18 protein-coding genes and 1 pseudogene are annotated in these 21209 nt (G+C 70.4%); 6 read left to right on the forward strand and 13 right to left on the reverse strand.

Features of this window, described 5'->3' with window-relative positions; translation table 11 throughout:
• A pseudogene (locus AB4112_RS11870) lies at window positions 1-213 on the forward strand (IS4 family transposase); the annotation flags it as partial.
• Window positions 214-263: 50 nt separating this feature from the next.
• On the opposite strand, the gene AB4112_RS11875 reads toward AB4112_RS11870, so the two are convergent.
• From AB4112_RS11875 to AB4112_RS11885, 3 genes are read right to left on the reverse strand one after another with little or no spacing between them, the layout of a single operon-like run.
• Entirely contained in the window at window positions 264-1064 is an 801-nt protein-coding gene (locus AB4112_RS11875) for an IclR family transcriptional regulator (RefSeq protein WP_441719799.1), read from the reverse strand.
• Between the two features lie 19 nt (window positions 1065-1083).
• Window positions 1084-2427, reverse strand: coding sequence for a guanine deaminase (gene guaD, locus AB4112_RS11880; protein WP_441719802.1), 1344 nt, complete (start codon window positions 2425-2427; stop codon window positions 1084-1086).
• Window positions 2428-2440: 13 nt separating this feature from the next.
• A complete protein-coding gene (locus AB4112_RS11885; RefSeq protein ID WP_441719804.1) occupies window positions 2441-3700 on the reverse strand; it encodes a urate hydroxylase PuuD in 1260 nt (419 codons plus the stop codon).
• Window positions 3701-3968: 268 nt separating this feature from the next.
• Between AB4112_RS11885 and AB4112_RS11890 the strand changes: the two genes are divergently transcribed.
• Window positions 3969-4880, forward strand: a complete 912-nt coding sequence (locus tag AB4112_RS11890; RefSeq protein ID WP_441719807.1) for a LysR family transcriptional regulator — start codon at window positions 3969-3971, stop codon at window positions 4878-4880.
• On the opposite strand, the gene AB4112_RS11895 is transcribed toward AB4112_RS11890, so the two are convergent.
• From AB4112_RS11895 to uraH, 9 genes are all read right to left on the reverse strand, one after another.
• Window positions 4858-6009, reverse strand: coding sequence for a cysteine desulfurase family protein (locus tag AB4112_RS11895; RefSeq protein ID WP_441719809.1), 1152 nt, complete (start codon window positions 6007-6009; stop codon window positions 4858-4860). The two genes, AB4112_RS11890 and AB4112_RS11895, sit on opposite strands and share 23 nt — an antisense overlap.
• A gap of 232 nt (window positions 6010-6241) precedes the next feature.
• Window positions 6242-7321, reverse strand: coding sequence for a BMP family ABC transporter substrate-binding protein (locus tag AB4112_RS11900; RefSeq protein ID WP_441719812.1), 1080 nt, complete (start codon window positions 7319-7321; stop codon window positions 6242-6244).
• Between the two features lie 45 nt (window positions 7322-7366).
• Window positions 7367-8290 (reverse strand): ABC transporter permease, encoded by a 924-nt coding sequence (locus AB4112_RS11905; RefSeq protein WP_441719815.1) that lies wholly within the window; start codon window positions 8288-8290, stop codon window positions 7367-7369.
• A complete protein-coding gene (locus AB4112_RS11910; RefSeq protein WP_441719818.1) occupies window positions 8290-9345 on the reverse strand; it encodes an ABC transporter permease in 1056 nt (351 codons plus the stop codon). Before AB4112_RS11910 ends, AB4112_RS11905 begins: the two co-directional genes overlap by 1 nt.
• A 31-nt stretch (window positions 9346-9376) precedes the next feature.
• Entirely contained in the window at window positions 9377-10951 is a 1575-nt protein-coding gene (locus AB4112_RS11915) for an ABC transporter ATP-binding protein (protein WP_441719821.1), read from the reverse strand.
• Window positions 10861-11820, reverse strand: coding sequence for a xanthine dehydrogenase accessory protein XdhC (gene xdhC, locus AB4112_RS11920; RefSeq protein ID WP_441719824.1), 960 nt, complete (start codon window positions 11818-11820; stop codon window positions 10861-10863). The genes AB4112_RS11915 and xdhC overlap by 91 nt, the downstream gene beginning before the upstream one ends.
• Window positions 11817-14171, reverse strand: a complete 2355-nt coding sequence (gene xdhB, locus AB4112_RS11925; RefSeq protein ID WP_441719827.1) for a xanthine dehydrogenase molybdopterin binding subunit — start codon at window positions 14169-14171, stop codon at window positions 11817-11819. The genes xdhC and xdhB overlap by 4 nt, the downstream gene beginning before the upstream one ends.
• The gene (gene xdhA, locus AB4112_RS11930) at window positions 14164-15636 is read right to left on the reverse strand and encodes a xanthine dehydrogenase small subunit (RefSeq protein WP_441719830.1); all 1473 of its coding nucleotides are present in this window, start codon (window positions 15634-15636) and stop codon (window positions 14164-14166) included. Before xdhA ends, xdhB begins: the two co-directional genes overlap by 8 nt.
• 7 nt (window positions 15637-15643) lie before the next feature.
• Window positions 15644-16021 carry a hydroxyisourate hydrolase gene (gene uraH / locus AB4112_RS11935; protein ID WP_309793715.1) on the reverse strand — a complete coding sequence of 126 codons (378 nt, stop codon included), beginning with the start codon at window positions 16019-16021 and terminating at the stop codon, window positions 15644-15646.
• Between the two features lie 229 nt (window positions 16022-16250).
• Here uraH and puuE point away from each other — a divergent pair, with 229 nt between their 5' ends.
• From puuE to AB4112_RS11955, 4 genes are all read left to right on the forward strand, one after another.
• Window positions 16251-17159, forward strand: coding sequence for an allantoinase PuuE (gene puuE, locus AB4112_RS11940; protein ID WP_441719833.1), 909 nt, complete (start codon window positions 16251-16253; stop codon window positions 17157-17159).
• A 225-nt stretch (window positions 17160-17384) separates the two neighbouring features.
• On the forward strand, window positions 17385-17897 hold the full coding sequence (gene uraD / locus AB4112_RS11945; RefSeq protein ID WP_441719836.1) for a 2-oxo-4-hydroxy-4-carboxy-5-ureidoimidazoline decarboxylase: 513 nt from the start codon (window positions 17385-17387) through the stop codon (window positions 17895-17897).
• Window positions 17898-17917: 20 nt separating this feature from the next.
• A complete protein-coding gene (locus AB4112_RS11950; protein WP_441719838.1) occupies window positions 17918-19153 on the forward strand; it encodes an allantoate amidohydrolase in 1236 nt (411 codons plus the stop codon).
• 16 nt (window positions 19154-19169) lie between these two features.
• Complete coding sequence (locus tag AB4112_RS11955) at window positions 19170-20405, forward strand: ArgE/DapE family deacylase (RefSeq protein WP_441719841.1); 1236 nt, start codon at window positions 19170-19172, stop codon at window positions 20403-20405.
• A 38-nt stretch (window positions 20406-20443) separates the two neighbouring features.
• Here the strand turns inward: AB4112_RS11955 and AB4112_RS11960 are convergent, their stop codons facing one another.
• Window positions 20444-21088: a TerC family protein gene (locus tag AB4112_RS11960; protein ID WP_309793720.1), complete on the reverse strand. Its 645-nt coding sequence runs from the start codon at window positions 21086-21088 to the stop codon at window positions 20444-20446.
• Window positions 21089-21209 lie beyond the last annotated feature (121 nt).

Below are 21209 nucleotides of genomic sequence, written 5' to 3' on the forward strand. Positions count from 1 at the left end.
GAGAATGCCGTGCGCATCCACATCGCCGTCGCCCTGATCGCCTTCCTGCTGCTGCGGCTCGCCCAGGCGGCGCAAAGCTTGGTCAAATCACCGCTCGCCTTCGCCCGTCTGGTCCGCGTCAACCTCATGCAGCGCAGGCGCATCGACCTCCTGCTCCAACCCGACCCTATCCTCGTCTCCAATCCAGACCAATTGATGCTCCTATGGGCCTGAAACTAAACCGGACAGCTGTGGGCTTGACCCGAGGATGACAGAAGAAGGGGTCAGTGCACCCGGCCGCCGAGCTGGGCGGTGACCTTTTCGGCGGCCTGGCGCACCAGGATGCCGATCTGGTTGATGCGCTCCTCGCCCATGCGCTGGCAGGGGGCGGAGATCGACAGCGCCGCCACCGGGCGGCCGCCGCGGTCGAGGATCGGCGCGGCGACGCAGCGCATCCCCGTCACATGCTCCTCGTCGTCGATGGCGTAGCCGGAGCGGCGGGCACGGCTGATCTGGTCGCGCAGGCTCGGCAGGTCCGGCACCGTGTTCACGGTCAGCCGGGTCAGGGCCAGGGCGGGCAGGGTGCGCGACAGCACCGGGTCGGTCTTGGCCGACAGCAGCGCCTTGCCGACGCCGGAGCCGTGCACCGGCAGCGGAGTCGACCCCGGCAGGCTGGCGCCGGGTTCGCCGAGCTGGTGCAGATAGAGGATGGTGCCGCGCTCCTCCACCGCCAGGTTCACGGTCTCGTGGCACAGGCCGAACAGGGTGCGCATCGGCGGGTCGGCCAGGCGGCGCAGCCCCATGCCGTCGGCATAGGCGAGGCCGGAGAGGAAGGCCTGCAACCCGACCATCCAGCGCCGCGACGCCGGCTCGAAGCGCACGTAATGCGCCTCCTCCAGCGTGGTCAGCAGGCGGTGGACGGTGGGGGCCGACAGGTCGGTGGCGCGGGCCAGCTCGGTCAGACTCATGCCGTCGGCGCGGGCGGCGACGGTGTCGAGCAGGCGAAGAGCCCGGAGAAGGGAGCGGACCTGGCCGGCCTTCGGCTGGTCCGAACGGATATCGTCGTCACGATCGATCTCGGCCATGGCGCTCCTGACTGGACGCTCAGGCCGGTGACCGGCTTCGCGTACCCTCCCGTTCGTGCATACGGCGCCCTTGTATATAGGTCGCCTTGATGGAGCGATCATCGCCCAAAGTCATGAGAATGAACAGCTCCTCCTCCAGATCGGCGTCGACCGCCTCCATCCGGTGCGCCATGGCGCTGGTGGCACGGGCGTCCAGCACCACCAGGTCGGCATGGCGGCCCGGGGCGATGGTGCCGATCTCGTCCGCCAGGCCCAGCACCTCGGCATTGCCCGCAGTCAGCAGGTGGAAGGCCTCCAGCGCCGAGACATTGGCCCCCTGCAGCTGCTGCACCTTGTAGCCCTCGCCCAGGGTGCGCAGCATCGAATAGCTGGTGCCGCCGCCGACATCGGTGGCGACCGCGATCCGCACCGGCGGGTCGCGCCGCGCCAGGTCCTTCATCGGAAACAGGCCGCTGCCGATGAACAGGTTCGAGGTCGGGCAGAACACCGCGACCGACCCGGTCTCGGCCATGCGCTGCCGCTCGCGCTCCTCCAGATGGATGCAGTGGCCGAACAGGGTCTTCGGGCCGAGGAGCCCGTATTTGTCGTAGACGTCGAGATAATCGCGGCTGTCCGGGAACAGCGCCCTAACCGCCTCGACCTCCTGCAGGTTCTCGGCGATGTGGGTCTGGACATAGGCGTCGGGGAATTCCCGGGCCAGGGCGCCGGCCGCCTCCAGCTGCGCCTCGGTCGAGGTGATGGCGAAGCGCGGCGTGATCGCATAGCGCTGGCGGCCGTTGCCGTGCCAGCGCTGCAGCAGCCGCTTGCTGTCGTCGTAGGAGGATCGGGCGGTGTCCAGCAGGCCGGGCGGGGCGTTGCGGTCCATCATCACCTTGCCGGCGATCATGGCGGTGCCCAGCCGCTCGGATTCGGCGAAGAACGCCTCGGCCGATTGCGGGTGGACCGAGCCGTAGACCGCGGCGGTGGTGGTGCCGTTGGCCAGCAGCTCGCGCAGGAACCAGGCCGCCTGGCGCTCGGCATAGGCCGGGTCGCCGTAACGCTGCTCGGCGACGAAGGTGTATTTCTGCAGCCATTCCAGCAGCTGCGCGCCGTAGGAGGCGATCACCTGGGTCTGCGGGAAGTGCAGATGCGCGTCGATGAAGCCGGGCAGGATCAGATCATCAGGGTAGTGGTCGACCGCGGTGCCGGCCGGCAGGGTCGGCAGGATCTCAGCGGCCGGGCCGACCCGGGTGATCCGGCCGGCCTCGCTGACCACAACCCCGTCCGGGATGTAGCGATAGCTGGCGGCGTCGCCGGCGCCCTTCGGGGGGCTGAGGAAGCTGAGGATGCGGCCGCGCAGGACGGCGAGGGCGGGTGGGATCATCTCATCGGTCCTCTTACTGCACGGCCGTGTCGGGGTCGGCCGTCCAGCGCCCGAGCAGGTCGCGCTCCTCCGGCGTGATCTGGCTGACATTGGCCGGCGGCATGCTGTGGGTCAGCACCGCCTGCAGGCGGATCAGGCTGGCGTGGCGCCGGATCTCCTCGGGCGAATCCAGCAGCACCCCGCGGGGCGCCTCGTGGATGCCCTCCCAGCCCGGCACGGTGGAGTGGCACATGCTGCAGCGGGAGATCACGACATCCGCGACCTGGGCGAAGGACACCGGCTTCAGGTCGGCGGCGGCCATCTGCACCGGCGCGGGCGCTTCCTGGCCGATCCAGGGCTTGGTCGCGGTGGACACCTCATGCTCGCGCGGCGGCGCCACGGTCGACAGCCAGACGATCGCGACCATGCCGATCGCCGCGACGCCCCAGGTCCACCACGGCGTCGGCTTGCCGGCGTGGCGCGCGTTGAAGAAGTGGCGGATCACCCCGCCCATCACCAGCACGATCGCCACCATCACCCAGGCGTAATGCGCGCCGAAGGCCAGCGGGTAGTGGTTGCTGAGCATCAGGAACAGGACCGGTAGGGTCAGGTAGTTGTTGTGCAGCGACCGCTGCTTGGCCTGGCGGCCCAGCTTGGGGTCGGGCGTCTGTCCCGCCAGCAGGGCGTCGACCACCTTACGCTGGTTGGGGATGATGAGCAGGAAGACGTTCGCCACCATCATGGTGCCGATCAGCGCGCCCATCTGCAGCATGGCGCCGCGGCCGCTGAACACCTGGGAAAAGCCCCAGGATGCGGCCACCAGCACGACGAAGCCGGCCCCGGCCAGCCTGATGTCGCTGTCGCCCAGCGGCGACTTGCACAACAGGTCGTAGACCAGCCAGCCCACGGCCAGGCTGGCGACGCTGATCACGATCGCCTCCTTCGCCGACAGGCCCATCACCTGCGGGTCGACCAGGAACAGGTCGGCGCCGCGGTAGTAGAGGACGCAGAGCAGGAAGAAGCCGCTGATCCAGGTGGAATAGGCCTCCCATTTGAACCAGGTCAGCTCCTTCGGCAGCCGGTCCGGGGCCACCATGTACTTGACCATGTTGTAGAAGCCGCCGCCGTGGATCTGCCACGCCTCGCCACCGGCGCCGGGCGGCAGGTCCTCGCGCTTCTTTAGGCTGAGGTCGAGATGGACGAAGTAGAAGGACGACCCGATCCAGGCGATGGCGGTGATCGCGTGCACCCAGCGGGCCACGAAATTGATCCATTCCCAGATGATCAGTTCCATCGACCCGTCTCCGCCGTCCTGCTGGCCGCGCCCGGTTCCCGGGGGCTGTCCCTATCCTGGCCAGCCTAGTGAACACCGGGCGGGCTGGGGAAGCGATGGGGTAGCACAGCACTTTCAAAAGAAACGCTATAATGGCCCCGGGCGAATGCGCCGAAACTCGCCTCGGGCGTCATCCCCGCGAAAGCGGGGATCTCTTTGCGGTATAAGGCAAAGTCCGAAGAGATTCCCGCTTTCGCGGGAATGACAATAAACAGGGGGTCGCTGCGGATTGGCGCTGCTGGAGAACATGCGGGTGTTCGTGCGCGTGGTCGAACTCGGCAGCCTGTCGGCCGCCGGGCGCCAGGTGCGCATGTCGCCGGCCGTGGTCAGCCACCGCATCCAGCAGCTGGAGCAGCATCTCGGCGTCCGCCTGCTCAACCGCACCACCCGGCAGGTGCACACCACCGAACACGGGCAGACCTTCTACCGCCACTGCCTGGTGGTGCTCGACACGGTCGAGCGGGCCGAGACCAGCGTGGCCACCACCAGCGGCGTGCCGTCCGGCAGCCTGAGGGTGACGGCACCGCTCGGCTTCGGCCGCCGCATCCTGGCGCCGCTGGTGCCGCAGTTCCACGAGCTGTATCCGCGGGTCGACATCCGGCTGCGCCTGTCCGACCACCTGCTGGACCTGCTGGGGGAGGCGGTCGACGTCGCCATCCGGATGGCCGAGATGCGGGATTCCAGCTTCGTGCTGCGCAAGATCGCCGATTGCCGCCGGGTGCTGTGCGCGTCGCCGGCCTATCTCGAGGCCCGGGGCGTGCCGCGGGCGCCGGAGGACCTGATGGGCCACAACTGCCTGCTGCTGCGCTTCCCCGGCTCACGGCAGTACCAATGGGCGCTGGAGGGGCCGGACGGTCCGGTCAAGGTGCCGGTGCGCAGCAGCTTCGACGCCGATGACGGCGACGTGCTGACGCAATGGGCGGTCGACGGCCGCGGCATCGTCATGAAGCCGGTGTGGGAGGTGGCGGCCGAGCTGCGCAGCGGCGCGCTGCAGCCGGTCCTGCCCGACCATCCGCCGGAGCCGGTGATGCTGGCGGTGCTGTACCCGCATCGCAGCTTCCTGCCGGCCAAGGTGAGGGTGTTCTCGGATTACCTGGTCGAGCACACGCGGTCGCTGCTCAGCGCCGACCTCGCGCTGTGATCGCCGCGACCAGCCGGGCCGCCGCCCGGTCGACATCCGCCTCGGTGGTGCCGCGGCCGAGGCCGAGGCGCAGGCTGCCATAGGAGTCCTGCGGCGACAGGCCGATGGCGCGCAGCACATGCGACGGCTCCGGGCTGCCGGTCGAACAGGCCGAGCCGGTGGACAGCGCCAAATCGGGCAGGTCGAGCAGCAGGTCGGCGGCATCTAGCCCGGGCACGGTGACGTTCAGGCACCCGGGCAGGCCGTGCGCGGCCGACCCGTTGCGGCGAAGGTCGGGCAGGCCCTGCCGCAATGCCTGGAACAGCCGCTCACGCAGGGCCTGCAGCCGGGTCGCATCGGCGGTGCGGCGCTGCCGGGCGATGCGGCAGGCGGCGCCGAGGCCGACGCACAGCGCCGTCGGCAGGGTGCCGGCACGCCGGTCCTCCTGCTGGCCGCCGCCGAGCAGCCGGGGCCGCAGGGCGGTGCCCTCGCGCACGAACAGGGCGCCGATGCCCATCGGGCCGTACAGCTTGTGCCCGGACAGGCTGAGGAAGGCGAGGTCGAGGGCACGGACGTCGAGCATGCCGGTCGACAGCGTCTGCACCGCGTCGCTGTGCAGCAGGGCGCCGGCGTCGCGGCAGATCCGGGCCGCGGCTTCGAGCGGCTGGATCGTGCCGATCTCATTGTTCGCGGCCATCAGCGAGACCAGCGCCGGGCGGCCGGCCAGCAGGCGCTTCAGCGCGTCGAGATCGGCGGTGCCGTCCCGCCCGACCGGCAGGATTTCGGTGGGATGTCCCTGCGCGGCGAGCTCCGGCAGGCAGGCCAGCACGCTGGGGTGCTCGATCGCCGAGGCGATCACCGGCCAGCCCGCGGGCGCGCCGCCCAGGAGTGCCAGGTTGTTGGCCTCGGTGGCGCCGCCGGTGAACAGGATCTCGCCGGGCCGCGCGCCGACCAGCGCCGCCACCTCGGCCCGCGCCGCGTCGATCGCCTCCGCCGCGCGCCAGCCCGGCTGGTGCCGCGCCGCATGCGGGTTGCCGACCGCGGCGGGGGCCAGCCACGGCAGGATCGCCGCCAGCACCTCGGGGTCCAGCGGCGTAGAGGCGAGGTGGTCGAGATAGAGCGGGGCGGTCATGACGTCGGCGCCTGCCATCGACAACCCCCTCCCCCTGCCCCCTCCCGCAAGGGGAGGGGGAGGATATCGGGGAGATCGATGGCGACCGTCAGCATCCAGCCTCCGCCCCAGAACCCGATTGAGAATGCGCTGGCGTGAGTCGGGTGGCGGTGGTTTCGAGAACCGGAGCGCAGCGGACATCTCGTCCGTGAGCACCGGAAGCTTCGAGTCCGCCGTCAGACGGCCGCGCCAGTAGCATTCTCAGCGGGCTCTAAGCTTCCACACCCTCGACATACCAATCCATCTTGGCGATCTCGTCGTCGCCGAGGGCCTTGCCCTCGGGCACCACCAGCTCGCCCTTCTGGTTCTTGATTGGGCCTGCGAAGGGGTCGAGGGTGCCGGCGATGATGTCGGCCTTGGTCTTCTCCGCCGCGGCCACGACATCGGCCGGGATGGCCGCGTTGTACGGGGCCAGGGTGACCATGCCGTGCTTGAAGCCCCACCAGATGCTGGAGGTCTTCCAGCTGCCGTCCAGCACCGCCTGGACCCGCTCGACATAGTACGGGCCCCAGTTGTCGACGATCGAGGTCAGCTGCGCCTTGGGCGCGAAGCTGCTCATGTCCGACGCCTGGCCGAAGCCGTGAATGCCGCGGGCCTCGGCCACCTGGATCGCGGCCGGGCTGTCGGTGTGCTGGCACAGGATGTCGGCGCCGCCATCGATCAGCGCCTTGGCGCCGTCGCTCTCCTTGCCCGGGTCGTACCAGCTGTTGACCCAGATCACCTTCACCTTCATGTCCGGCCGGATCTTCTGCGCCGCCAGGGTGTAGGCGTTGATGCCCATCACCACCTCGGGGATCGGGACCGAGCCGATATAGCCGGTGACGCCGGTCTTGGTCATGTGGCCGGCGATGGTGCCGCACACCGCGCGCCCCTCATGGAAGCGGGCGTTGTAGGTGCTGACATTGGCCGCGGTCTGGTAGCCGGTGGCGTGCTCGAACTTCACCTTCGGCAGGGTCTTGGCCACCCGGATGGTCGGGTTCATGTAGCCGAAGCTGGTGGTGAAGATCAGCTCGTTGCCGGCCTGGGCCAGCTGGCGCAGCACGCGCTCGGCGTCCGGGCCCTCCGGCACGCTCTCGACATAGCTGGTCTTCACCTTGTCGCCGAAATGCGCATCGATCTCGCGGCGGGCCACGTCGTGGCCGTGGGTCCAGCCGTAGTCGCCGATCGGGCCGATATAGATGAACGCGACCTTCAGCGGCTCGGCCGCCCACACCCGGCCGGGCAGGATCGAGGCGGCCAGGGTGGCCCCGGAGCCCGCCAGCACGGCCCGGCGGGAAAAGCGCATCGACATGAAGACCTCCGTTTTGTGATTCCTTGGATGATAGCGAACCCGGCGTCAGACGGAAGGGCGGAACGGCTTGCCCAGCGCCGCGGGGGCCTGCAGCCGGCCGCGCCACGGGCCGGCGGCGATGATCACCAGCACCGCGATGGTGGCGAGGTAGGGCAGCATGGTGAAGACCTGCGACGGGATGTCGATGCCGGCGATGCCCTGGGCGTGCAGCTGCAGGATGGTGACGCCGCCGAACAGATAGGCGCCCAGCAGCACCCGCCACGGCCGCCACGACCCGAACACCACCAGCGCCAGCGCGATCCAGCCGCGGCCCGCGGTCATGCCCTCGATCCACAGCGGGGTGTAGGACAGCGACAGGAAGGCGCCGGCCAGCCCGGCCATGGCGCCGCCGAACAGGCAGGCGAGGTACCGCACCAGTTGCACCGGATGGCCGATCGAATGGGCCGATTCCGCGGATTCGCCGACCGCGCGCAGGATCAGCCCGGCGCGGCTGCGCTTGAGGAACCAGGCGACGCCGAAGGTCATGGCGATCGAGAAATAGACCAGCGCGTCCTGGCCGAACACCAGCGGGCCCACCACCGGCAGCCCGGTCAGCACCGGCAGCGACAGCTTGGGCAGCGGCGCGATCGGGTGGCCGACGAAGCCGGCGCCCAGCAGCGCGCTCAGGCCCACGCCGAAGATGGTCAGGGCCAGGCCGGTCGCCACCTGGTTGGCCATCAGGGTCAGGGTCAGCACCGCGAAGATCAGCGCCAGCGCCGTCCCGGCCAGGGCGGCGGCCAGGATGCCCAGCGCCGGCTGACCGGTGGTGAAGGTGACGGCGAAGCCGGTGACCGCGCCGATCAGCATCATGCCTTCGATGCCGAGGTTGAGCACGCCGGAGCGTTCGACCACCAGCTCGCCGAGGGCGGCGAGGAGGAGGGGGGTGGCCGCGGTGATCACCGTCGCGGCGATCAGGACGAACATATCCATCACGACACCGTCACAGGCTTGGGCGAGGGTTTGGGCTGGCCGGCTGTCAGGCGCAGGCGGTAGCGGACCAGCACGTCGGCGGCCAGCAGGTAGAACAGCAGCATGCCCTGGAACACGCCGGTCGCCGCCTGCGGCAGCCCGGCCGAGACCTGGGCGTTCTCGCCGCCGATATAGGACAGGGCCATGACCAGCCCGGCGGCGATGATGCCGATCGGGTGCAGCCGGCCGAGGAAGGCGACGATGATGGCGGTGAAGCCGTAGCCCGGCGTCAGCTGGGGGATCAGCTGGCCGATCGGCCCCGCCGCCTCGAAGGTTCCGGCCAACCCGGCCAGCGCGCCGGACAGCAGCAGGCTGAACCAGGTCACGCGCTTGCGGCTGAAGCCGGCGAAGCGGGCCGCCGCCGGGGCCTGGCCGACCACCCGGATCTGGAAGCCGATCACGGTGCGGCCCATCAGGAACCAGGCGCCGACCGCGACCAGCAGCGCGATCGGCACGCCGAGATGCAGGCGGGTGCCCTCGACCAGGATCGGCAGCACCGCCGCGTCGGTGAACATCCGGGTCTGCGGGAAGTTGTAGCCGTCCGGGTCCTTCCACGGGCCAAACACCAGGATGCTCAAGACTAGCGCCGCGACATAGGTCAGCATCAGGCTGGTCAGGATCTCGCTGACGTCGAAGCGGGTCTTCAGGAAGGCCGGGATCGCGGCATAGGCCAGGCCGCCCAGGGCGCCGGCGACGCACATCGCCGGCAGGATCCACCAGCCGTCCTGGCCCCAGAAGGCCAGGGCGACGGCGCCGGCGGCGATCGCCCCCATGGTCAGCTGGCCCTCGGCGCCGATGTTCCAGACATTGGCGCGGAAGCCGATGGCCAGGCCGGTGGCGATCAGGATCAAGGGTGCCGCCTTCACCCCCAGCTCGGTCCAGCCGTAGAAGCTCTCGATCGGCGCGATCAGGAACTGGTACAGCGTCTCGGCCGGGTCCAGCCCGAGGGCCAGGAACAGCAGGTAGCCGCTGGCGACGGTCAGGGCGATGGCGATCAGCGGGGTCAGCCACACCATGGCGCGGGACGGTTCCCGCCTCGGCTCTATTCTAAGCGACATGGACGGCGTGCCCCTTCTCGTCTTCGGCGGCGGCCGGCTCCGCCCCATGCAGCCCGCCCATCAGCAGGCCGATCTCGGCGACCGAGATCCCGGCCGTGGGCCGCGCCTCGGACAAGCGGCCCAGATTGATCACCGCCAGCCGGTCGGTGATCTGCAGCAGCTCGTCGAGATCCTGCGAGATCACCACGACGGCGGTGCCGTTCTGCGCCAGGGTCATCAGCGCCTGGTGGATCGCGGTGGCGGCCCCGGCATCGACGCCCCAGGTCGGCTGCGACACGATGAAGACCTCCGGCGTCTGCAGCATCTCGCGGCCGACCACGTATTTCTGCAGGTTGCCGCCGGACAGGCTGCCGGCCAGCGCCTCGGTGCCGCGCGCCTTGACCCCGAAATCGTGGATCACCTTGGCCGCGTAGTCGCGGGCCAAGCCGGCGCGGATCAGCCCGCCCGGCGCCAGCTTCATGCGGTTGCGGGCGCTCAGCAGCGTGTTGGCGGCCAGGCTCATCTCCGCCACCGCGGCATGGCCGTTGCGCTCTTCCGGCACGCTGCACAGGCCCAGGCCCCGGCGCCGCTCCGCGTTCAGGTGCCCGACCGGTTGGCCGGAGATACGGATCGCGGTCGACGGGCGGCTGCGGTGTTCGCCGGCCAGCGCCTGCGACAGCTCGGTCTGGCCGTTGCCGGCGATGCCGGCGATGCCGAAGATCTCGCCGGCGCCGACGGTGAAGCTGATCTCCCGCAGCGCGGTGCCGAAGGGGCCGTCGGCCGGCAGGCTCAAGCCCTCGACCGCCAGCTTCGCCTCGGCGGCACCACGCTCGCCGCGCCGCGACAGGGTGCGCAACTCGGCCCCGATCATCATCTGCGCCATGCTGCGGGCGGTCTCGACCGCGGGGTCGCAGGTGCCGACCACCTTGCCGCCGCGCATGATGGTGGCGGCGCCGCACAGCGCCTTGATCTCATGCAGCTTGTGACTGATGTACAGGATCGAGCAGCCTTCGGCGGCCAGGCGCCGCAGCGTCTCGAACAGCCGCTCCACCTCCTGAGGCGTCAGCACCGAGGTCGGCTCGTCCATGATCAGCAGCTTGGGGTCCTGCAGCAGGCAGCGCACGATCTCGACCCGCTGGCGCTCGCCGACCGACAGGGAATGGATCTCGCGATGCGGGTCCAGCGGCAGACCGTAGGCCTCGGACACCTCGCGGATCTTCTTCGCCAGGACGCGCCGCTCGGGTGGGTTCTCCAGCCCCAGCGCGATGTTCTCGGCCACGGTCAGTGCCTCGAACAGCGAGAAGTGCTGGAACACCATGCCGATGCCGAGGCGCCGGGCCTCCTGCGGGTTGGTGGGGCGGACCGGCCGGCCGTTCCACAGCATCTCCCCGGAATCGGGCTGCAGCAGGCCGTAGATCGATTTCACCAGCGTGCTCTTGCCGGCGCCGTTCTCGCCCAGCAGCGCATGGATCTCGCCGGGCTGGACGGAAAAGCTTACGCCGTCGTTCGCGACGAGGCTCGCGAACCTCTTGGTGATGCCGCGCAGCTCGATGCGCGCGGGGCCGGCCCCCGTGTTGCGGTCCATGCAGCCTCCTGTTCTGGAGCCGCCCCCGACGCCGGTTTGTCGGCGGGGGCGGACACGTCCTTAGCCTTGGCGAAGGCGATGAGCAATTCCGCCGCGACCATGGCGGCGATGATCGGCGGGCGCTTGTCCCGCCCGAGGCCTGCGCCGATCGGGCAGGTCAGCGATTCCGTGCGCCGCGGGTCGTTGCCGCGGGCCCGGAACCAGCGCTCGAAGCGCTCGCGTTTGGTGTTGGATCCGATCAGCCCGACATAGGCGGCGTCGCCGCGCTTGAGCGCCGCCTCGGCCACGTCGAAATCCATGGCGTGGCTGTGGGTCATCACCAGATAGGCGGCGCCGGGCGGGGCCTCGGCGACGACGTCGGTCGGGGTCGGTGTCAGCCGCCGGGTGACGGTGTCCGGAATCTCGGCCGGGAACTCCTCGGCCCGGTTGTCGACCCACTCGATCTTCAGCGGCAGCGGCGACAGGGCGCGCGCCAGGGCCTTGCCGACATGGCCGGCGCCGAACACCAGCACGGTCGGCCGGGCCGCGACCTCTTCGGCCTCCTCGCCGTCGATCCGCGCCAGGGTGGCGCCGTCGGCCAGCTCCAGGTTGATCACCACGAAGCCGCCGCAGCACTGGCCGATGGCGGGGCCGAGCGGGATCTCGACCCGCTGGGTCCGCTCCTTGCCGGCGATCAGGCTGCGGGCAGCGGCGATCGCGTCCCATTCCATCCGCCCGCCGCCGATGGTGCCGCGGGCGGCGGTGGCGGTGACCAGCATGTGCACCCCGGCCTCGCGCGGGGTGGACCCGCGGGCCTCGGTCAGCGTCACCAGCACCGTCGGCTCGCCATCGCCGAGCCACAGCCGCAGCGTCGGGGCGAGGGGGGTCATGGGGTGACCTCCGCCGCCGCACGCAGCCGGTCGATCGCGTCCAGCACCTTTTCCGGCGTCGCCGGCGGGTCCAGGCGCGGGCAGATGGTATGGTCGGCGACGCTGGCGACGGCGTCGGACAGGGCGTGCAGCACCGAGGTGCCGAGCATCAGCGGCGGCTCGCCCACCGCCTTGGACCGGTAGATCGTGTCCTCGCGGTTCTGCGTGTCGGCCAGCCTGACGTTGAAGATCTTCGGCCGGTCGCTCGCCACCGGGATCTTGTAGGTGCTGGGCGCGTGGGTGCGCAACCGGCCCTTCGCGTCCCACCACAGCTCCTCCATGGTCAGCCAGCCGGCGCCCTGGACGAAGCCGCCCTCGACCTGCCCCTTGTCGATCGCCGGGTTCAGCGATTTTCCGGCGTCGTGCAGGATGTCGACCCGGTCCAGCCGGTACTCGCCGGTCAGGGTGTCGACCGTGACCTCGCTGACCGCCGCGCCATAGGCGAAGTAGTAGAAGGGGCGGCCGCGGCCGGCGGCGCGGTCCCAATGGATCTTCGGCGTCTTGTAGAAGCCGGCGGCGGACAGCTGGACCCGGCCGAAATAGGCGGCGCGCACCAGCTCCGCGAACGGCACCTCCTGGTCGCCGATCTGCACGACGTTGCGGCGGAACACCACCCGGTCGGGCGCCACCTGCCAGCGTTCGGCGGCGAAGGCGACCAGCCGCTCCTTGATCATCCGCGCCGCAGACTGGGCCGCCATGCCGTTGAGATCGGCGCCGGAGGAGGCGGCGGTGGCAGAGGTGTTGGGCACTTTGCCGGTGGTGGTGCCGGTGATGTGGACGCGGCCGATATCGACCTGGAACTCCTCGGCCACGACCTGGGCGACCTTGATGTACAGGCCCTGGCCCATCTCGGTGCCGCCATGGTTCAGGTGGATCGACCCGTCCTTGTAGACATGCACCAGCGCCCCGGCCTGGTTGTAGGCCGAGAAGGTGAAGGAGATGCCGAACTTCACCGGCGTCAGCGCCAGGCCGCGCTTGAGGAAGCGGCTGGCCTTGTTCCAGGCGCGGATCTCGGCGCGCCGGGCCCAGTAGTCGCTGTCGTGCTCCAGCTCCGCCACCAGGCCGTGGACGATGTTGTCTTCGACCGTCTGGTGGTACGGCGTCACATTGCGGTCGTCGGTGCCGTAGAAATTCAGCTTGCGGATCTCGAGCGGATCCTTGCCCACGGCGAAGGCGACCTCCTCGATCAGCCTTTCCCCGGCCACCACGCCCTGCGGCCCGCCGAAGCCGCGGAAGGCGGTGTTCGACTGGGTGTTGGTCTTCAGCGGCATCGAGGTCAGTTGCACCGCCGGGTAGAAATAGGCGTTGTCGGCGTGGAACAGGGCACGGTCGGTGACCGGCCCGGACAGGTCGGCGGACCAGCCGCAGCGCGCTGCCAGCAGCATCTCGACGCCCTCGATCCGGCCGTCCGCGTCGAAGCCGACGCTGTAGTCGACCTCGAAATCATGGCGCTTGCCGGTGATCATCATGTCGTCGTCGCGGTCCGGGCGCAGCTTGGCGGCGCGGCCGGTGGCCTTGGCCACCAGGGCGACGGTGGCGGCGAACAGGTTGGCCTGGGTCTCCTTGCCGCCGAAGCCGCCGCCCATGCGCCGGATCTCGACCGTCACCGCGCCGTCCGGCACGTCCAGCACGCTGGCGACGATGTGCTGCACCTCGCTCGGGTGCTGGGTCGAGGAATGGACGGTGACGTCGCCATCCTCGCCCGGCAAGGCCAGGGCGATCTGGCTTTCCAGGTAGAAATGCTCCTGCCCGCCGATATGCATCCGGGCATCGACCCGGTGCGTTGCCGCCGCGATCGCCGCCCTGGCATCGCCGCGCTTCAGCGTCATCGGCGTGGTCACCAGCGTGCCGCCGGCCTTGGCCGTGTCGTAGTCCAGGACCGGCGCCAGCTCCTCATAGTCGATCACGGCCAGGCGGGCGGCGCGGCGGGCCTGGTCGCGGGTCTCCGCGGCCACGGCGAAGACCGGCTGGCCGACATGCTGCACCAGGTCGGTGGCGAACAGCGGCTCGTCGCCCAGATGGTTGCAGCCGACATCGTTGTGGCCGGGCACGTCGGCGGCGGCGAAGACACGGACCACGCCGGGGGCGGCGCGGACCTTGGCCAGGTCGATCGACCGGATCCGGGCATGGGCCTTGTCGCTGAGGCCGAGGCAGACATGCAGCAGGCCGGCCGGCTCGGCGATGTCGTCGATATAGACCGCCTCGCCGCTGACATGCTTGTGGGCGCTGTCGTGCCGGCGGGAATCATGCACCGCGCCGTCGATGCGGTCGGCCGGGCCGGCCTTGCGGGAGTCGAGGGTGGTGTCAGGCATGGGCCAGGCTCCGCTCTCCGACCAGCCGCGTCTCGGCGGCGGGGCCGGCGGTCTCGGCATGCAGCTTCAGCAGCAGGTTGGCGGCGACCTTGGCGCGGTAGCCGGCGCTGGCGCGCCAGTCGGTCAGCGGCGTGAAGTCCCGGGCCAGCGCCGGCAGGGCGGCGCGGACGACGGCCTCGGTCCAGGGCTGGCCGATCAGCGCCGCCTCGGTCTCGGCCGCCCGCTTCGGCGTGCCGGCCAGGCCGCCATAGGCGATGCGGATGTCGGCCACCTTGCCATCCTTCAGCCGCAGCCGGAAGGCGCCGCACAGGGCGGAGATGTCCTGGTCGAAGCGCTTGGTGATCTTGTAGGCGCGGAAGCGGTCGCCGGGCCGCAGCTTCGGCAGGAAGACGCTCTCGACGAACTCGCCGGGCTGCCGGTCCTGCTTGCCGTAGGCGATGAAGAAATCCTCCAGCGGCAGCGTCCGGCGCGCGTGGCCGCGGCGCAGGGTCAGGGTGGCGCCGGCGGCGATCAGGGCCGGCGGCGTGTCGCCGATCGGCGAGCCGTTGGCGATGTTGCCGCCGATGGTGCCCATGGCGCGCACCTGCTCGGCCCCGATGCGGCGGATCAGCTCGCCGAAATCGGGATAGGCGCGGCCGATCGGGCCGATCAGCTCGGCATAGGTCGCGGCGGCACCGATCTCGAAGCCGTCCCCGGTCTCGTGGATGCCGCGCAGGTCGCGCACCCGGCCGGTGTAGAGGATGTGCGGCAGGACGCGCTGCTGCTTGGTGACCCAGAGGCCGACATCGGTCGCGCCCGACACGATGCAGGCCTCCGGATGCTCCAGCAGCAGCGCGGCCATCGCCGCCGTCGAGGCCGGGGCGGTGAAGCGGCGCCCGCCCGCGCCGACCTCGACGGTTTCCTCATCCTCCAGGGCGGCGAGCCGCTTCGCCGTCTCCGCCTCGGCCACGGCGAAGCGGTCGGCGGCGGGGGTGCCCAGCGCGTACATGCGCTGCCCGGCGGCGACGATCGGGGCGTAGCCGGTGCAGCGGCACAGGTTGCCGGCCAGCGCGTCGTCGATGCGGCCTTCATCAGGGGCGTCGTCGTTGCGGTACAGCGCGAACAGCGACATGACGAAGCCGGGGGTGCAGAAGCCACATTGCGAGCCATGGCAGTCGACCATCGCCTGCTGCACCGGGTGCAGCGCGCCGTCCGCCGCCTTCAGGTGCTCGACCGTCAGCAGCTGGCAGCCGTCCAGCGTCGCGGTGAAGCGGATGCAGGCATTGACCGGCTCGTAGCGCATGCGGTCGCCGTCGCGTTGTCCGACCACCACGGTGCAGGCGCCGCAATCGCCCTCGGCGCAGCCTTCCTTGGTGCCGGTCAGCCGCTGCTCGATCCGCAGCCAGTCGAGGACCGTCTGGGTCGGGTCGATCGTGCGGATCTCGCGCAGCTCGTCGCCCAGGAGGAAACGGACGGTGTCCCGCATGGTGGCCTCAGCTGCCGCGATAGGTGGAGTAGGACCAGGGCGAGATCAGCAGCGGCACATGGTAGTGCTGATCGGCATGGGCGATGCCGAAGCGGATCGGCACCTGGTCCAGGAAGGGCGGGTCGGGAAGATCGACGCCGGCCGTGCGGAAATAGGCGCCGGCCGCGAACACCAGCTCGTAGGTGCCGGGGCGGAACTCATCGCCGGCCAGCAGCGGCGCGTCGCAGCGGCCGTCGGCGTTGGTGCGGGTCTCGGCCACGATGCTGCGGCGGTCGCCGTCGAGGCGATACAGGGTCACGGCGATGCCCATGCCCGGCCGGCCATGCGCCGTGTCGAGCACATGGGTGGTCAGCCGCCCCTGGTGGGATGCCTGCTGTTCGGCCATCCTGCCTCTCCGTGTTGCCGGTCCCTGGCGATCCGTCGCGCCACCGGGCATTATCGCCCTGTTCCGGCTGTGACGCGCTTGTTCTCTTATTTCGTCTGCAATGTTTCACGCCGTCGGCCCCGCCACTCAACGGGTCATCGGCGGAAAGACTTTCAACGCAATCGCAAAAGTGGATGCCCGCCGGGCGGGTATCCTACTGTCCGGGATCACGCGTGCGAGGGGAGGCCAGGTGTCCGTCTATCCGAGAGATCTCGTCGGCTACGGCCCGAATCCGCCCCAGGCCGACTGGCCGGGCGGGGCGCGGCTGGCGCTGCAGTTTGTCCTCAACTACGAGGAGGGCGCCGAGAACAGCATCCTCCACGGCGACGCGGCGTCCGAAAGCTTCCTGTCCGAGATCGTCAGCGCCCAGCCGCTGCCCGGCGTGCGCCACATCTCGATGGAATCGCTCTATGATTACGGCGCCCGGGTCGGGGTGTGGCGGATCCTGAAGCTGTTCGAGCGCAAGCAGATCCCGCTGACGGTCTATGCCGTCGCCATGGCGGCGGAGCGGCACCCGCAGGTGATCCGCGCCATGGTCGATGCCGGGCACGAGATCGCCAGCCACGGCTATCGCTGGATCAACTACCAGTATGTCGACGAGGCGGTGGAGCGCGAGCATCTGCGCCAGGCGGTCGAGATCCTGGAGCAGGTGTCGGGCCAGCGGCCGCTGGGCTGGTACACCGGCCGCACCAGCCCGAACACGCGGCGCCTGGTGGCCGAACATGGCGGCTTCCTCTACGACGCCGACGCCTATGACGACGACCTGCCCTATTGGGAGGTGGTCGAGGGCAAGCCCCAGCTGATCGTGCCCTACACGCTCGACGCCAACGACATGCGCTTCGCCGCGGTGCAGGGCTTCAACTCCGGCGACCAGTTCTACGCCTATCTCAAGGACAGCTTCGACGCGCTGTACCGGGAAGGGGCGGAGACGCCGCGGATGATGTCGGTCGGGCTGCACTGCCGCATCGTCGGCCGTCCCGGCCGGATCATGGCGCTGGAACGGTTCCTGGATTACGCGAAGCAGCATGAGGGCGTGTGGTTCTGCCGCCGGGTCGAGATCGCCCGGCATTGGCGGGAGAAGCACCCCTATGGCGGCTGAGATGATCACGAGCGCAGCAATCAAAGTGAGTCCCCCCTCCCCCTGCGGGAGGGGGGTAGGGGGAGGGGGTTGCCTCAGCCAGAGCCGGCCCGCCCTTTGTGCAAGCGAGAGCCCACACAGCGATATCGCCATCCGCCGGTTCTTGCGGCGTGAACCCCCTCCCCCTACCCCCCTCCCGCAGGGGGAGGGGGGACTAGGTTTTTCTGGGCTGTGGGGACCCATCCGATGAGCCTCCCGCATCCCAGCACCATGGACCGCGACCTATTCACCATCCGCTTCGGCGGGGTGTTCGAGCATTCGCCCTGGATCGCCGAGGCGGCCTGGGAGGCCGGGCTGGGTCACGGCCAGGACAGCGCCGAGGGCCTGCACGCCGCGCTGTGCACCGTGTTCCGCGCCGCCGATCACGACCGGCAGCTCGCCGTGCTGCGCGCCCACCCCGACCTGGCCGGCCGGCTGGCCGTGGCCGGCGAACTCACCGCCAGCTCCAGCGCCGAGCAGGCCGGCGCCGGGCTCGACCGCTGCACGCCGCAGGAATTCGCCCGGTTCCAGGATCTCAACACCCGCTATGTCGCGCGCTTCGGCTTCCCCTTCATCATGGCGGTGAAGGGCCGTGGCCGGGCCGAGATCCTGGACGCCTTCGGCCGCCGCATCGACAACCCCACCGACACCGAATTCGCCACGGCCCTGGCCGAGGTGGAGAAAATCGCCCTGTTGCGTCTGAAGGATCTGCTGCCGTGAGCCTCGGGACCAAAGCACCGATGCAGAACACCCTCGTCCACGGCCCCGCGCTGATGCAGCGGCTGGATGCCCTGGCCCGCTTCAGCGAGGACCCGGACCGGCTGACCCGCACCTTCCTGTCGCCGGCGCACCGCCAGGCGGCCGACCAGGTGCTGGCCTGGATGCACGAGGCCGGGATGGCGGCGCGGACCGACGCCGCCGGCAATGTCGTCGGCCGCTATGAGGGCGAGCGGCCAGGGCTGCCGGCGCTGCTGCTCGGCTCCCACATCGACACCGTCCGCGACGCCGGGAAATACGACGGCAATCTCGGCGTGCTCGCCGCCATCGCCGTGGTCGGCGAGTTGCACCGGCGCGGCGAACGGCTGCCCTTCGCCGTCGAGGTGCTGGCCTTCGGCGACGAGGAGGGGGTGCGCTTCCCGGTCACCCTGACCGGCAGCAACACCATTGCCGGCATCGTCGACCCGGCGGCGATGGACGCGGTGGACGACAACGGAATGCGCCTGGGCGACCTGCTGCGGGATTTCGGCGGCGACCCGGACGGGCTGCAGGCCGAGGCCCGGCGACCCGAGGGCGTGCTCGGCTATGTCGAGCTGCACATCGAGCAGGGGCCGGTCCTGGAGGCCGAGGGCCTGCCGCTCGGCGTGGTCACCGCGATCAACGGCGCCGCCCGCTACAACGCCACGGTCCGCGGCATGGCCGGCCATGCCGGCACCGTGCCGATGGATCTGCGGCAGGATGCGCTGGCGGCCGCCGCCTCGATGATCCTGGCGGTCGAGCGCTGCGCCCAGGGCCGGCGCGAGGTGGTGGCGACGGTCGGGCAGCTCGACGTGCAGCCCGGCGCGGTCAACGTCATCCCCGGCGCGGTGCGCTTCACCATCGACATCCGCGCGCCCGACGATGCCGACCGCCTGGCCGCGATGGAGGAGATGGTCGCGGCACTCGAAGCCATCGCCCGCGGCCGCGGTGTGGAACTGACGCTCGACCGCTACCACGACGCCGGCGCCGTGCGCTGCGACGAGGCGCTGATGGCGCGGCTGGAGACGGCGATCCGCCGCCATGGCCTGCCGGCGCGGCGCCTGCCCAGCGGCGCCGGCCACGACGCCATGGCGATGGCGTCGCTGACCCAGGTCGCCATGCTGTTCCTGCGCTGCCGCGGCGGCATCAGCCACAACCCGGCCGAATCCATCACCGTCGAGGATGCGGACCTTGCCGTCCGCGTCCTGCTCGACCTCCTCCGCCAGTACGACCATGCCTGACACGAAAGCACCCGGGATGACCGACAGCATCGACACCGCCATCCACGATTACCTCAAGGGCGCGCGCGAGCAGCAGGCCCGGTTCCTGGCCGAGCTGGTCAAGGTCCCGTCCGACAACCCACCGGGCGACTGCGACCCGCATGTGAAACGGACCACGGAACTGCTGCAGGAGCTCGGCTTTGAGGTCGAGGTCCATCCGGTGCCGGCCGAGCTGGCGAAGGCGCATGGCATGATCAGCGCCAGCAACCTGATCGTCCGCCGCCGCTTCGGCGACGGGCCGGTGATCGCGCTGAACGCCCATGGCGACGTGGTGGCGCCGGGCGAGGGCTGGACCCACGACCCCTATGGCGCCGAGGTGGTCGACGGCTGGATGTATGGCCGCGGCGCCGCCGTCTCGAAATCCGACATTGCCAGCTACGCCTTCGCCCTGAAGGCGCTGGAGGAGGCGGGGCAGCTGACCCGCGGCACGGTCGAGCTGCACATCACCTATGACGAGGAATCCGGCGGCGAGATCGGGCCGAAGCTGATCCTGGAACAGGGGCTGTCGAAGCCCGACTTCGCCATCGCCGCCGCCTTCAGCTATGCCGTGGTGACGGGCCACAATGGCTGCCTGCATCTCGAGGTCGAGGTGCGCGGCCGGTCGGCCCATGCGGCGCTGCCCTCCACCGGCATCGACGCGCTGGAGGCGGCGACGCCGATCCTGGTGCGGCTGTACGAGCACCGCAGGCTGTATCCGACCACGGTGTCGAAGGTGACCGGCATCGGTTCGCCGCAGCTGACCATCGGGCTGATCGAGGGCGGCATCAACACCAATGTCGTGCCCGACCGGGTGGCCTTCCGGCTCGACCGCCGGCTGATCCCGGAGGAGAACGGTGCGACGGTGGAGGCGGAGCTGCGGGCCGAGATCGAGGACGCGGCCAAGGCCTTCCCCAAGGCGACGGTCTCGGTCCGCCGCATCCTCTTGGCCGAGCCGCTGTCGCCGCTGCCGGGCACCGACCGGCTGGCCCAGGCGATCCGCCGCCGCGCCGGGCCGGTGCTGGGCGAGGAGATCCCGGTGAAGGGCGTGCCGCTCTACACCGACGCCCGGCACTACGCCGCGGCCGGGGTGCCGATCGCGCTCTACGGCGCCGGCCCCCGCACCATCGAGGACGCCAACGCCCACCGCGCCGACGAGCGCCTGAAGCTGGAGGACCTCTACAAGGCAACCGAGGTGATCGCCCTGGCCGTCAGGGACCTGCTGGCGGAGGGTTGAAACGAAAAGGGCCGGGCAATTTGCCCGGCCCTTGTGCCTTACATGACGCCCTGGAGATGCGGCCACACCTCGTGCGCGCCGCGCCAGATCATGTCGATGGCGACATAGAGGATGATCGCCAGGCCGACATAGGCGATCCAGCGGTGGCGGTTCAGCAGCCGGGCGATGAACGAGGCGGCGAAGCCCATCAGCGCGATCGACAGCGCCAGGCCGAAGATCAGGATGACCGGGTGCTCGCGTGCCGCGCCGGCCACCGCCAGCACGTTGTCCAGCGACATCGACACGTCGGCGATCACGATCTGCCAGGCGGCCTGGGCGAAGGTCTTGCGCGGCGCGCCGTTCCCATTCTCGTCCGCACCGGCCAGGGCCAGCTCGGCGTCGTGGTCTTCCTTGGCGGTGTGGCGCAGCTCGCGCCACATCTTCCAGCACACCCACAGCAGCAGCACGCCGCCGGCCAGCAGCAGGCCGACGATGGCCAGCAGCTGGGTCGTCGCCAGGGCGAAGACGATGCGCAGCACCGTGGCGGCGGCGATGCCGATCAGGATGGCCTTGCCCCGCTGCTCCTTGGGCAGGCCGGCGGCGGCGAGGCCGATGACGATGGCGTTGTCGCCCGCCAGAACCAGGTCGATCATGATGACCTGCAGCAGGGCCGTCAGCGCCTCGCCGGTCAGTAAATGCTCCATGCGAAACCGTCCTCTTCGTCGTGCGGAGGGGCCTGCATGCCATCCCGAGCCCGGCGGCGCCCCCGGGGGGCGCCTCCAACCACGGTCCGGTGCTGAACGTCAGGGATCAGCAGGCGGGCCA

This window comes from Inquilinus sp. 2KB_23 (genome assembly GCF_052115705.1).
In the GTDB taxonomy this organism is placed as follows: Bacteria; Pseudomonadota; Alphaproteobacteria; order DSM-16000; family Inquilinaceae; genus Inquilinus; species Inquilinus ginsengisoli_A.

What these genes read in the sequence shown, in the direction of transcription:
- uraD (WP_441719836.1), top strand. Translation starts at nt 17,385, where the DNA reads ATGAGCCTCCCGCATCCCAGCACCATGGACCGCGACCTATTCACCATC.
- AB4112_RS11915 (WP_441719821.1), bottom strand. Translation starts at nt 10,951, where the DNA reads ATGGACCGCAACACGGGGGCCGGCCCCGCGCGCATCGAGCTGCGCGGC.
- AB4112_RS11950 (WP_441719838.1), top strand. Translation starts at nt 17,918, where the DNA reads ATGCAGAACACCCTCGTCCACGGCCCCGCGCTGATGCAGCGGCTGGAT.
- guaD (WP_441719802.1), bottom strand. Translation starts at nt 2,427, where the DNA reads ATGATCCCACCCGCCCTCGCCGTCCTGCGCGGCCGCATCCTCAGCTTC.
- AB4112_RS11900 (WP_441719812.1), bottom strand. Translation starts at nt 7,321, where the DNA reads ATGTCGATGCGCTTTTCCCGCCGGGCCGTGCTGGCGGGCTCCGGGGCC.
- AB4112_RS11885 (WP_441719804.1), bottom strand. Translation starts at nt 3,700, where the DNA reads ATGGAACTGATCATCTGGGAATGGATCAATTTCGTGGCCCGCTGGGTG.
- AB4112_RS11955 (WP_441719841.1), top strand. Translation starts at nt 19,170, where the DNA reads ATGACCGACAGCATCGACACCGCCATCCACGATTACCTCAAGGGCGCG.
- AB4112_RS11895 (WP_441719809.1), bottom strand. Translation starts at nt 6,009, where the DNA reads ATGGCAGGCGCCGACGTCATGACCGCCCCGCTCTATCTCGACCACCTC.
- AB4112_RS11875 (WP_441719799.1), bottom strand. Translation starts at nt 1,064, where the DNA reads ATGGCCGAGATCGATCGTGACGACGATATCCGTTCGGACCAGCCGAAG.
- uraH (WP_309793715.1), bottom strand. Translation starts at nt 16,021, where the DNA reads ATGGCCGAACAGCAGGCATCCCACCAGGGGCGGCTGACCACCCATGTG.
- AB4112_RS11960 (WP_309793720.1), bottom strand. Translation starts at nt 21,088, where the DNA reads ATGGAGCATTTACTGACCGGCGAGGCGCTGACGGCCCTGCTGCAGGTC.
- xdhA (WP_441719830.1), bottom strand. Translation starts at nt 15,636, where the DNA reads ATGCGGGACACCGTCCGTTTCCTCCTGGGCGACGAGCTGCGCGAGATC.
- AB4112_RS11910 (WP_441719818.1), bottom strand. Translation starts at nt 9,345, where the DNA reads ATGGTGTGGCTGACCCCGCTGATCGCCATCGCCCTGACCGTCGCCAGC.
- AB4112_RS11905 (WP_441719815.1), bottom strand. Translation starts at nt 8,290, where the DNA reads ATGGATATGTTCGTCCTGATCGCCGCGACGGTGATCACCGCGGCCACC.
- xdhB (WP_441719827.1), bottom strand. Translation starts at nt 14,171, where the DNA reads ATGCCTGACACCACCCTCGACTCCCGCAAGGCCGGCCCGGCCGACCGC.
- xdhC (WP_441719824.1), bottom strand. Translation starts at nt 11,820, where the DNA reads ATGACCCCCCTCGCCCCGACGCTGCGGCTGTGGCTCGGCGATGGCGAG.